General features: G+C 39.2%; 7 protein-coding genes. All 7 read right to left on the bottom strand.

The genetic code is table 11. The features are described 5' to 3' along the window. Positions 1-51 precede the first annotated feature (51 nt). The 7 genes from LUD75_RS10830 to LUD75_RS10860 all read right to left on the bottom strand — a co-directional run bounded on the left by LUD75_RS10830 (position 52) and on the right by LUD75_RS10860 (position 13,535). Positions 52-1,995: a glycoside hydrolase family 97 protein gene (locus tag LUD75_RS10830; protein WP_232705693.1), complete on the bottom strand. Its 1,944-nt coding sequence runs from the start codon at positions 1,993-1,995 to the stop codon at positions 52-54. Between the two features lie 6 nt (positions 1,996-2,001). Further along, positions 2,002-3,366: a glycoside hydrolase family 43 protein gene (locus tag LUD75_RS10835; protein ID WP_232705694.1), complete on the bottom strand. Its 1,365-nt coding sequence runs from the start codon at positions 3,364-3,366 to the stop codon at positions 2,002-2,004. Positions 3,367-3,390: 24 nt separating this feature from the next. Continuing rightward, the gene (locus LUD75_RS10840) at positions 3,391-4,797 is read right to left on the bottom strand and encodes a glycoside hydrolase family 43 protein (RefSeq protein ID WP_232705695.1); all 1,407 of its coding nucleotides are present in this window, start codon (positions 4,795-4,797) and stop codon (positions 3,391-3,393) included. Positions 4,798-4,814: 17 nt separating this feature from the next. Further along, positions 4,815-7,397, bottom strand: coding sequence for a TIM-barrel domain-containing protein (locus tag LUD75_RS10845; RefSeq protein WP_232705696.1), 2,583 nt, complete (start codon positions 7,395-7,397; stop codon positions 4,815-4,817). Positions 7,398-7,425: 28 nt separating this feature from the next. Further along, positions 7,426-9,432 carry an NPCBM/NEW2 domain-containing protein gene (locus tag LUD75_RS10850; protein ID WP_232705697.1) on the bottom strand — a complete coding sequence of 669 codons (2,007 nt, stop codon included), beginning with the start codon at positions 9,430-9,432 and terminating at the stop codon, positions 7,426-7,428. A gap of 178 nt (positions 9,433-9,610) precedes the next feature. Continuing rightward, entirely contained in the window at positions 9,611-11,002 is a 1,392-nt protein-coding gene (locus LUD75_RS10855) for a glycoside hydrolase family 43 protein (protein WP_232705698.1), read from the bottom strand. Positions 11,003-11,069: 67 nt separating this feature from the next. Then, complete coding sequence (locus LUD75_RS10860; protein ID WP_232705699.1) at positions 11,070-13,535, bottom strand: TIM-barrel domain-containing protein; 2,466 nt, start codon at positions 13,533-13,535, stop codon at positions 11,070-11,072. Positions 13,536-13,580: the final 45 nt, after the last annotated feature.

A 13,580-nucleotide genomic window follows, 5' to 3' on the forward strand; every position in this document is an offset into this window, starting at 1 on the left:
GCAAAAAAGCGGGAGTGGAAGACGGATTAAGCTGCCCAAATTATTCCTGTATCAATTCTTCAACACAAATCCCCCATTCGGCTGAATTTCAATTTCAAATTCTCCTTTTTTATTAATGGAAACTGATTTTGTAAAAGTGTTTCCATTTTTATCATCATTAATAAGCTCCAGATTTTTACCAGCCAACATCGGAAGATAAAGTTTAAGTTTTTTAGAAGTTTTTTCAGCATTTACACCCGCAACATACCATTTGTCATTATGTCTTCTCGCAATAACAGAATATTTCCCGGGATAACCGTCGATGAAAACCGTTTCATCCCAAAGCGTGGGTACTTCTTTTATAAAATCCAACTGTAATTTTGGAGCATCAGTCAGGTTATTCGGCATTATTCCAAACATCTGAATCGGATTCTGAAACAAAACTGCTGTCGCCAACTGAAAACCATCTGTGGTTAATCTTCTGTTCTTTTCTTTATTGGATTTCGTTAAAAATTTATTCAGAAAAGTTCCGCCAAACTCCATACTTCCTACCGTATTTCTGATGAAAGGATGTAAGGTTGCAAAAAATGCTTCCTGCTTACGGACATCTTCCGAAAAGTAAAGCATTTCCGAGGCTAAAACAGCTTCGCTTCCAGCATAATTCGGGTACATTACTTCCCAGCCTCTTGGCAAAGTAGCGCCGTGGAAAATAATCATCAGACCAAAATCATTGGCATCCGACAAAATATCTTCATACAGACGCATCGTTTCCTGCTTGTCGCCACCAAAAAAATCGACTTTCAGACCTTTTACACCGATTTCTTTCAGCCATTTCATTTCTTTTTTGCGTTCTACAGAAGTGCTCATTTTGTTTCTTGGTCCCATTGGCGCATCATTGGCGGCTCCGTTGGAATTATACCAAAGCATTACTCCCACATTTTTAGATTTGGCGTATTGAACGAGTTCTTTCATCCGGTCTTTGCCGATATTTTTATCCCAAAGCGCATCCATCAAAATGAATTCATAATTAAGTTTTGATGCCAAATCAATAAATTTGGTCTGGTCATCATAATTCATACTGTTATCCTGCCATAGAATCCAGCTCCAGGTAGATTTTCCGAATTGATATCTCTGCGAAGGTTCATAAAGAGGTTCTACAACATCAAAAGGAATGGTCGTTTCAACAATCGGTTTCAAAGAATCTCCAATCGTAATGGTTCTCCACGGAGTTTTCCCGGGCAAAGAAATTGCTGCTCCTGAACTTCCGAAACCGTTGTTTTCCTTCATATTTGGATAAGCTACTTGATAAAGATTCTTTTCTGAAGTGGTTTCAAGATGAGAAGCACAGTACAAACTGCTTATTCCGGTTTCCGAAAGTAAAATCCAGCCTTCGTTTCCGATATGAAAAAGTCCTGGGAAAACATAACCATAATCAGCTTTTATTCCTAGTTCTGCATCAGCTTTGTACCCACTTTCGTAACTTGGTGCAGTGCGTGCAAAACCTGTCATCGGCTTCATCATTGGTGAGAGAAACGTCGTAGTCTGTTGTGGAAATCTATATCCCGTAACTTCCGACTGTATCACAATACTGAGATGGTCTTTTATTGGGGGAATGTCGTATCGAAGCGCAATATTATTGTCACTTATCTGAAACTCAATTCCAATATTAAACTGGTCTGCATTAGTAAAATTGACAGTCAGTGTATTGGCTTTATACTCAACTTGTGATTTTTTGATTTTTTCGTTGCTGTATTTTTTGGAAATAATGTCTTTTTTGCTTTCAATAAACTTTAAATTTTTAGAGAAATCAGATTCATTGGTTACTAAACCCAACGGAGATTTTTCGAGCATCATTTTTCCCTGAAAATTCAAAGAATATAATGCATTTCCGTTTTCTGAAAAAACTTCAAGCTTTAACTTTCCATCCGGACTTGAAACTTCGGCAATCTGTGCTTTGACTTCCGATAAAAAACAGAAGCTTATGAATGATAGAAATATGAGTATTAATTTTTTCATTTTAAATTATTTTGAAAACATCCAATAATCGAAAAACATAATGTCTTTTTCCGCTTTACCATTGAAAACGAAATAAAGATTGTGAACGCCTTTAATCGAATTAGATAAATTGATTTTAACCGTCTCAAAGCGGTCGTCTCCGCCAGTCATCGGAACTTTTATAGTTCCTGCAAGTGGTCCGTCCAAACTGTCTAAATGAAAATCCATCGTAACACCGCTATTATGCGTAGTTCCTACTCTTGCAGAAAAAGTTGTTGCGCTATCTTTTCCAAAATCAACATTTTTTACACTTGTGTAAGCACCGTTTTTCTTTGCTTTAATGAAAACTCCAACGACTTTGTTTTGATAAGATTTTACATTCTCCGACCAGGAAATCATCTCTGCCTGATTGAATGCGTAAGGATTAACGGTTGCAATAGCTTTCGTAATACCATTGGTCATTTTGAAAGGTGAAATAGAACCGTCTTTATTAAATTCTAATTCCTGCACACTGACCGACCTTGTGAATCCACTTCCTCCCGGCAAAGCACCATTGTGATAGAAAAAGTAGGTTTTCCCTCTGAAATCAATCACGCCGGGATGATTGGTAAAAGATTTTCCCTCCGCAGGCATAATAATTCCGCCATATTTCCACGGACCTTGCGGACTTTTGCTGGTGGAATAGCCTATAAACTCGGGCAACGGACCGCCCGGCCAGAAGAGATAATAAAGATTTTTTCGTTTGTAAAGCCACGGACCCTCTTCGTATTTTGTGGGTCTTTCAGGATTTCCTTCCCGTTTTCCGAAAGATTCTTCAGTCATCGGAACTTCAACAATATCACCGGAATAGGAAATCATATCTTCATTCAGTTTCACGTATTTAAGTTTGGGATTTCCCCAATACATTTGCGCCTGACCATCATCAATGAAAACCGTCGGGTCAATATCGCCCCATTCACTCTGAACAAGCGGTTTTCCCAGCGGATCGTGAAACGGTCCAAACGGACTGTCGCCAACTGCAACTCCAATTGCCCCTTTGTTATTGGTTTTCGAAATCATTGGGACATACATAAAGAATTTCCCGTTTCGTTCAATACATTGCGCCGCCCACGCATCACGCTTTGCCCAATCGAAATCATTGTAGGAAAGAATCACACCGTGGTCTGTCCAGTTGACCATATCATTGGTGGAAAATAGCTTCCAATTGTTCATTGTAAACCACGTAGAATCGTCTTCGTCGTGACTGGTGTAAACATACAAACGATCGTTGAAAACCATCGGCGCCGGGTCGGCTGTGTAAGCAGTTTGAATGATGGGATTCTGTGCAGACAAAACTCCTGCATATCCTATAAACAGAGTACTTAACGCTGACTTTATTATATTTTTCTTCATTTTTAAATAATTAACATTCAAACATTATTTTTTCTGAAAACTCCAGTAATCGAAATTAAAAAGCTCACGACCTGCCGTGATATTTTTTCCCTGAAAGACAAAATACACATCGTGAACGCCTGAAACGGATTCTGAAATTTTGGCTGTTAAAGTTTTCCAGATGTCCCAACCTCCTGTTCTCGGTACTTCAATTTGTGCTAATTTTGTTCCTTTAACACTGTCTAAACGGACTTCCAGAATTCCTCCGTCAAGCCCGGAAGCTATTGAAGCTGAAAATGCAGAAACTCCCTGATTTCCGAAATCTACAGAACGGACTTTAATGAATCCATTCACTCGAGTTTCAGTTACATAAACTCCGGTTTTCTTATTTTCAGCGGTTTTGCATTTCTCGGACCAGGCCATCATTTCCGCTTCGTTTCTTTTATAAGGATTTACCGTTGAAACCGGATTTACGCCTTCTTTGGTCATTGCAATTTTCGGAATGCTTCCATCAGAATTATATTTGAATTCTTCAATCGCAGTCGACCTGCCATAGCTTCCTGCACCCGGCAATAATCCTGTGTGATAGAACAAGTAGGATTTCCCTTTGAAATCAATGATTCCGCCGTGGTTAGTAAAGCTGTTGGTCGGCTGATCGGTCATTATTTTGCCCTGATATTTCCAGGGACCTGTTGGTGATGAGCTTGTGGAGTAAGACAGACATTCTGTACGTCCGGTCATTCCTGCGTACATCAGATAATATTGTTTATTTCTTTTATAAAACCAAGGTCCTTCCACAAAAACATCTTCAAATTTCTCTTGCTTTTGCAAAACCTCATCACTTTTTCCGGGACGTCTGAGTCCGCCAAATGATTCCACCGACTGCGGAATTTCAGTAATTTTCCCTTCATACGAAACCATATCTTTGTTGAGCTTTACATAAAAAAGATGACCATTGCCCCAATAGAGATACGCCTGTCCGTCTTCATCTATGAAAACCGTCGGGTCGATATTATCCCAACTTCCTGTTGTAATCAGTGGTTTTCCGAGCGCATCTTTGAACGGTCCTGTCGGAGTATCTGAAACGGCAACACCAATTGCCATATCATTATTAATGGTTTGAGCACAGATGTACCAATAAAATTTGCCGTTTCGCTGTATACATTGTGATGCCCAAGCGCGGTCACGAGCCCAGCTGAAGGATTCTAAGGAAATTGGAACACCGTGGTCTGTCCAGTTGACCATATCTTCGGATGAATGTACCCTCCATTTCGTCATATAATAAAAATCGTATCCCGGAATGTCGTCTCCTGTGTAAACGTACATTCTGTCTTTGTAAACCATTGGTGCAGGATCTGGTGAAAAATGAGTCTGGATGATCGGATTCTGTGCAAAAACGGCAATGCTGAAACTGCATACAACCAGACTAATTAGTATTTTTATTTTTTTCATATTGAAATTAGTTTTCATTAAAATTCTGACAAAACAGCACGACCATCATACAGAATGTTTCTGTTGATTATTTTACCATTCAAACCGATTACACTAATATTAAATGTTCTTTTTTGTGTAATTCCATCAAAAAATCCCTGACGTGAACCTATCTTCAAAGTTTTGTTTTTTTCATTCCAAGTAAATGGAATTATGCTGTAGTTTCCTTTTTCATAATTGTAGTTATCACCTTCATCTTCATAAAGTTCAAAAGAACCGTTTTCACCGCAATAGATTTTAATCGTCATTGCTTCATTTGATTTTTCAGAAGAATACTGCATTATCGGTCCGAAAGGGATGATAGAACCAGATTTGATGAACAAAGGGATTTTGTTTTTGGAAGCATCGGCAATTAAATTTTGCCCACCCTCATAACTTTTATCCGTCCAGAAGTTGTACCACGAATTTCCTTTCGGAAGATATACCTTCCACTCTTTCGCTTCCGGCATCGTGACAGGAGCAACCAATATGGATTTTCCAAACATATACTGATACGCCTGTTTTACAGCCTCCGAATCATCTTTGAAATCCATAACCATCGGGCGCATTATTGTAGAATTATTGTGAGAAACTTCCCAAGATTGAGAATAGATGTAAGGCAATAACTGATATCGTAGATTGATTAATTCCCGCATTTCTCCTTCTACTTTATCGCCGTATTTCCAGGGTTCTGTTTCGGATTGATAGCCGTGCGTCCTGAAAATCGGACAAAATACACCCCACTGAAACCAGCGCATCAAAATATCGTGGTATTTTGGGTCTGTATATTGAGACGAACCCGGACGGAAAAAGCCACCGATATCGGTTGTCCAATATGGCATTCCGGTCAAAGAATAATTGAGTCCGGCAACAATCTGCCTTTTGTAGGTATCCCAATCCCAGCCGATGTCTCCCGACCAATTGATAGTCCCGTAACGTTGCTGACCTGGGAATGCAGACCGCGTTAATATCACTACTCTTTTATCAGGATTTGTTTTCCTTTGTCCTTCATAAACCGCCTGGCTTACGAACAAAGGATAAGTCAATCTGTAAAATTCTCCCACTCCGAAATACGTTTTCTTCCCTGCCAATGCATCATTTTCCGGTTCTGTGGCATCCATCCACCAGGAATCAACCCCGAATTTAAAAAGATTATCATTTAAAGCATTCCAATGAACATTTTGGGTTTTCGGATTATAAATATCAATCCACGGACTGTCCGGAATGTAAAGACCTTCATAATCTTTTGCCACGACGGATTTTTTATCTAAATTTTCCCATACGGATATGGAGAATTTTGAATTTAATTGATGTAGTTCTTTAATGAACTGTTCCGGGTTGGGATAATTTTGTTCATCAAATTTCGGAACGCCCCATCCGTATTTTCCCCAATACTGCCAATCCTGAACAATCACATCCATCGGCAATTTTCTTTTTCTGAATTCTTTCACGGTCTCAACAAGATGCGAGGCCGAAGTGTATCGCTCCCTGCACTGCCAATATCCAAATGCCCATTTCGGAAGCATAGGAACTTCACCTGAAAATTCTCTATAAGCTTCTATGACTTCATCCGTATCATTGCCTGTAAAAAAAACATAATCCAAAGCTTTGCTGTTTGGCGAACGGAAAGTCGTGACATTATTTGCTTCATTCAATTTTAAAGTGGGCGTATTGCTGGCTTTACAAACAACTTGTATTTGATGTTCACCAGCTTTCAACAGAATTTTTGTGCTTACAGCGGGAGGCAACCACAGATTGGATTGGTCAATGACTGGTTTTCCGTCGATTATCAATAAATGCCGGTTATCCATCTCGCCTAAATCGAGCATAAAAGTATATTCAGAATCTTTGTCTAAAGATAATTTGCCTTTGTATGAAGCCTGCTGTTGGGAAACTTTCACCGTTCCGCTGCTCGTAGTCACTTCTTTTTCTTCTCTGTTGGAATATGAATCTTTCTCAAGCACGACATTATTGTCCACAGGATTGAACCACGATAAACCGTACTGATGCCACAAAATACCATATCCTTTTGAAGAATATAGGAAAGGCAAAGCAATTTGGCTATTGACCTGAATGAGTTTCCTGCTGATATTTTTCAAATTATAATGACCGTCCTGAAACTGTCCCAGCCCAAAAAAATATTCATCAGATGTTGTTTCAAAGCCCTGTTCTGCGATGTAGCAAGGCTCGGATGAAGCGGTATTGTTTGTTAATTTTCGGCTGTTTATTGCTTCAGACAGTAACACTTTTCCTTTTTTATCAAGAAAAGTAAGCTTGGAATTTTTTTTATCAAGCAAAACGGTAACATTTCCGGATTTGAGCTTTAAAAAATCTTTATTCTCAGAACATTTGAATTTTTGAACATCCTGCCTGTTGACCAAAACGAACTCACGCTCTTCTGCCGGTAAATCTTTTATCCATTGTATTCTAACCGCATTTTTATGAATCGGATTTATTTTCAAAATACCTTCTGACAACTGCACAACCACACCATCTTGATTGATGGTATGAGTGATATAAGTTTGTCCGTTCCCCATTAAAGGAGACAGAATAAAAAGGTAAACTAAGGTTTTCCAGTTCATATTAAAATACTTTAGAATATTGTATTATTTAATTCTGAATAAACTTATAATAAGCCACACCGTGCGCCGGAATATCCAGTGGCAGACTTTCGCTTGTGGTATTCAATTTTGCCAAATCTTTTTGCCTCCATAAATCACGAACAATTTGTTTTCTGGCTATTCCCAGCTTTGAAAAATCTTTATAGGACATCTTCACTTTTTCCCTCCCGAAATTGGTGAAAGCAACTGCTTTTCCTCCGTCTTCCAGCTCTTTGACATAAACTCTGAGCTCGCCGATGGTTTGAAGACAAATACCTTGTTTCCCCAATGCATCCTGATTGACGGCAATTACCTCATCATTCGTTAAAAGATTTAATGTAAAATCATCTAATTTTTCTAAATCACAACCAATAAGCAAAGGCGCTGAAAATATGCTCCAAAGGCTGATGTGGAGATACTGCTCGTCCGGTTTCAGCCGGCTTTTATGTGGATTCCCCCAGCCTACTTCGCCCACTACAAGCATATCTGCGTCGTTCCAATTGCCTGATTTCGCAAACGGAGCGGCTTTGTCCTGCGCCAACGCAATGCTTTTGACACTTGCCCAAGTATCAGTAATATCATTGGTGGTTCTCCACGACTGCGCATCAACTTTATCGCCCCATTTCCAAACGTCTCCCATCCCGTACTGACAAAGATTGTACACAATATCTCTCGGCTGCTGACGAAGTAAATCGCCCATTATTTTGAAAGGCTTTACTCCTTTTTCCGGGTCGCCTCCGCCCTGAAATGCGAGGGAAGGAACTTTAAAAGGGTCGTTTTCCGGCAGACCATCTATCACGCCGCCATAGCTGCACCAGTCATATTTTAAATAATCAATACCCCATCTTGAATAGATTTCGGCATCTTGTTTTTCGTAACCGTAACTTCCGGCACATCCACCACAAGTCCAAGGGCCGGGCGATGAATAAATTCCCATCTTCAATCCGTTAGCGTGTACATAATCTGCAAGACCTTTCATATCCGGAAATTTTGAATTGGGAATAATAAATCCTTTTTCATCACGCATTTTGGGATGGTCTTTGGAATCCCGGTTGTACTGCCAGGAATCATCAATGTTGATGTAACTCCAACCGTGGTCTGCAAGACCGCTTTTAACCAAAGCATCGGCAGCTCGTTTTACTTTATCGGCAGAGACTTCCAGACCGAAACAATTCCAACTGTTCCAGCCCATCGTTGGCGTGAGTGCAATCCGGTCTCCGCAATTTATTTTTAATTTTTTTGAAGTTTTTCCTTTTGCATTCTGAGCCATTAATTCCACTTTATAAATTCCTTTTTTATTCAATTTTCCAGTAATAATTCCGGTTTTCTGATCTATTTTTAATCCTTTTGGAAGACCTTTTACCGAGAAAGTCATTGGTCGTTCTCCTGTTGTCGGAATTCTAAACAGAAATGGAGATTCTGGACGAACGCCAAAAACTTTTGCAGAATTGATTTTTGGCGTTGCAGAAGCTTTTGGTGTTAAAATATATTCTTCCGATGAGATTGGATTGAATGTTTTTAAGGTATTCACTCCTGTGGTTTCAAATTTTGCATCAACCCAATTGGCGTGATCGTAATAAGGACCATTGCCACCATCGGTAACCAAGAGTTCAAGTTGATTGACACCTTCTAATGAAACCGATACAGGTTTAGCTTTATCGTCAAGATGCATCAATTCACTTGACCAAATCTTTTTATTATCTCCATAAATCTCAAATTCTACTGCCGGATCCTGCCCTTTAACTTCATCATCGAGTCCTACCAATGCCGTAAAATTCTTTGCTTTCCCATCTAATTTAATCAATAGAGAACTTTCGGCGTGTGTCCCGAAACCTCTTTTGAAAACTTCTCCAGCAATAGTCAATGGTTTTCCGGCTACGGAAGTATTGATGCCCGGAGTTCCGTGACCTTGTGTGGAAACACTGAGATCGAGCTCATCAAGCCAAACTACAGTCTGAGCATTTAACCAACATCCGGTAATTAAAAAACTGAAAATAAAGAGTTTAAATCTGTACATTTTTAAAATTGATTAAGATGATTCATTGTATTTAAAAAAATATAGGATTGTCCATAACTTCACCTAGGTCTTCGACTCCGCTCAGACTGACATTGTTAAAACATTCCGATAAGCTCAATATGACAACAGCTAGTTAGAGATGTCACACTGAGCGGAGTCGAAGTGTCTGTGTACTTATTTAACTTGCACTGAATTTCCACCAATCGAAGTAGAAAAGGTCTTTGCTTCCTTTGAATACGAAATACAAATCGTGAACGCCTTTAATATTTTTTACAGGAGATTTAATGGTTTTAAAGAGGTCGCCTTCCGCTTTTCCGGTTACCTGAACAGTTCCTAATATTGGTCCGTCCACCGCATCGGTATGAATTTCTATACTTCCGCCATTCATTGAAGCAATTGATACTTCCAGGAATTTGGTTCCTTTGGAAAAATCAACGCCCTGAACTTTAAGGTAATCGCCATTGTTAATAGATGAAACCACGAGACGGTCGGTAATTTTTTTGCCGGTGTCATAAGGATTATTTCTTTCCCATTCGGTCATTTTTTCTGTTTTCAAGCCTTCGCTGTAGGCGATGGTTTCCGCTTCTACTTTTTCATAAGGATTCAGTGTTGCTATTCTTTTTACCCCTTCAGGATTCCAGAACGGTAGCTTTTGAATCGTACCATCGGCATTGTAAGTCAGTTCGCTCACACAAATGGAACGGCGCTCGTAATGCTTGCTTATGGTTTGTTTTCCGAGATTATAATTGAAGCCGAAAACATAAGATTTTCCTTTGTAATCAATGATTCCGGGATGATTTCCGTTGGAACGTTTATCGCTGTCCATAATCATTCCCTTATATTCCCAAGGACCTGTTGCCGATTTTCCCATCGCATAACCGATTCCTTCCGGACAGCACGTTGAGGCATAAGCCATATAATAATTCCCGTTTCGCTTCCACGCCCAAGGTCCTTCCTGATAATGAAATGGGTCGGGAGAACCTTTGACTTTGGCAATCGAAGGGTCTTTTACAACAGGTCCGTCAACAGAAATCATATCTTTATTGAGCTTTACGTACCATAAATTTGGATTTCCCCAATATAAGTAAGCCTGTCCATCATCATTAATGAGAACAGTAGGATCAATATCGTCGCTTGAATTTTTTACAAGCGGTTTTCCGATTGGGTCTTTGAACGGACCATACGGACTGTCGGCAACCAAAACACCGATTCCCCTCTGTCCGGGCATCGGACAATACATATAAAACTTGCCGTCTCTTTCTATGACTTGTGGAGCCCACGCTCCGTTTTCCGGGTCAGTCCATTTGAAATCCTTTAATGAAGCCACAACACCGTGATCGGTCCAGTTGACCATATCTGTTGAAGTGTATAGCAGCCAGTCTTTCATTTTAAATCCGAACGCATCATTTTCGTCGTGACTGGTGTACAAAAAAACGGTGTCTTTGTAAACCATTGGCGCAGGATCAGCCGTAAATTTGGTCTGAATGATGGGATTTTGTGCAGACAACGATAATCCTGTAAGCATTAATCCAATATTTAAAGTATATTTTAAAACTGTTTTCTTAATCATAATTCATTTTTTGAATTTAATATGTAATGATTTACTCTGTCTTGGTATTTCAAGAGTTTGATTATCATTATTTAAGAATCACTTTAATATTTTTACCTGAATAAGCCACCGTTTTTTGCTGACCATCTGGAAGAATTATGGTAAAATTTCGGTTCTCAATCATTCCTTTATATTTTCCTTTTCGAGTGTCAATAGTTAGTGTATGGGATTTGTCATTCCAATGCATTGGTATTTCTGTAAAATCTCCTTTTTCATAGTTATAATTGTCGAATTCATCTTCGTACAAAACAAAATCTGCATCTGAACCCGGATAAACTTTAATAGTAAGATTATCCCATTTTTTTTCTGTCGCATACTGAACATCCGGACCGAAAGGAATAATGCTTCCACCTTTTACATACAATGGAATACTTTGGATATTGACTGTTTTTTCGATTTCCTGTCCGCCGTTGTGCTTTGCATTGGTCCAGTAATCATACCATATAGAACTGGACGGAAGATAGACTTTGACGGTTTTATTTTGTGTAAAATCTACATCAACAGCAGAAGGTCCTTTTTGAGTTTCCTCTTTTTTATCCCAACCGGTTTGTTCGTTGGTTTTCATTATTTTTTCAGGGGTATATTGCGCATTCAGTATGGGAGCAACTAGGAAGGATTTCCCAAACATATATTCATTATTGATGTCCCAAACTTTTTTATCTTCTGCAAAATCCATTGCCAACGCTCTCATAAAACTCGACTGGTTTTTAGAAACGTCCCTAGAAACAGAATAAATATAAGGTAACATACTATATCTTAATCTGATGAATTTCTCAACAGCATCATACACTGGCTTTCCTTTTTTTCCGAATTGGTAAATCTCTCTAGGAACATCGGCTCCGTGCGAACGCATCATCGGCGTGAAGGTTCCGTATTGCAACCAACGGACATACAATTCCTGAAACATTGGATTTTTTGAACCTGAACTCTCGCTCCAGCCTTTTTTATACGTGCCGGCAAAGAAGCCGCCGATGTCAGAATTGAAATTAGGGTTTCCAGTAAGGCTAAAATTTAAACCAGCCGGAACCTGATTGCGCAAAGATTCCCAGGAAGAATTGACGTCGCCCGACCAAGTATTTGCGGCATATCTTTGTTGACCCGCAAATGCAGACCTTGTTAAAATAAAAACTCTTTTATCACTTGTCGTTGCTCGCTGATGGTCATAAACCCCACCAACAGTCATTAATGGATAAGCATTTCTTACTTTTCGGAAAGATCCCAAATAAGTTTTGGTATCCAAATCTTCAGGTTTCTGGCTAAGATGGTCAGGTTCTGTAGAATCCATCCACCAGGTGTCTACGCCAAGACTGAAAACACCCTTGTTCAGATATTTCCAGTAAATGTCTCTGGCTTCGGGATTGTAGGCATCGTAAACACGCACGCCTGAAGGATAATTCATATCAGGAGGCCAGACTTCTCTGCCAGATTCCGGCCAAGTACCAAAATTGAAAAGCATTCCTTTTTTGTCCATTTCACGATATTGATTCGTCATCGGTCCGAATGACGACCAGATGGAAACAGACAAATGCGCATTCATCCCGTGGATGTCATTGATCATTTTTTTGGCATCAGGAAAATCGGGACTGATAAAATCCATTGCATTCCACTGATAATTATTTCCCCAATATTGCCAATCCTGAATGATTCCGTCCAAAGGAACTTTCAAATCACGGTATTTTTTTACGACATCTACAATTTCATTCTGACTTTTATAACGTTCTTTGCTTTGCCAATAACCATACGTCCATAACGGAAACATCGGAACATTTCCGGTAAGGTCACGCATCTTGGCAACTACACCGTCTGCATTTCCGCCATACATAAAATAATAATCCACGCCTTCTCCCACTTCGGAAGCGAAAGATGTATTCTGAGGATTATCTGTAAACTGAGTTGGCGAATAATTATCCCAAAAAATGCCATAACCTTTTACAGACTGGAAAAAAGGCACGAAATCCCAGGTATTGTTCTGCACCATTCTGATGTCCTGATTGCGTTGGGATAATTTCCCGTTTTGAAGGATTCCCAAACCATAAATCGGTTCGTCTTTTTCCAACTGAAAAGATTGGGTTACAGAATAAGTTGGACTTCCGGCATCATTGAAAGGTTTGAAACTACTTCCGCTTTCTTTAAGAAGTTCTTCTCCGGATGTTGTTGTATAAGCAATTTCTCCGTTTTTTATATTAACTGATAATTGTAAATCATTTGTTTTTATTAATAAAATATCTTTATTTTCCGTAACAGAGAATTTTGTTTTTTGCTCTTGTTTGATAACAGAAAGGCTGTTTTTTACAAATGATTTCCTTGCAGGATATTTGATGATTCTTACTGTATGCGGTCCGTAAAACTTTACTTCCACATTTGTATTCTCAGCAGAAAAACTCAACCCCGAATCCGTTTTTTTGTAGGATTGTGCGCTGATACTCTGCTCTGCTCCGGATATTATTACAATCGTAACAATAAAAGCTTTTATGTTTATTTTTCTGAAATTCATTATTTCTATGATTATGGATTTGAATTAAATTTTAACAGCTTTAAA

It is taken from the genome of Epilithonimonas sp. JDS (assembly GCF_021261315.1).
GTDB lineage: Bacteria > Bacteroidota > Bacteroidia > Flavobacteriales > Weeksellaceae > Epilithonimonas.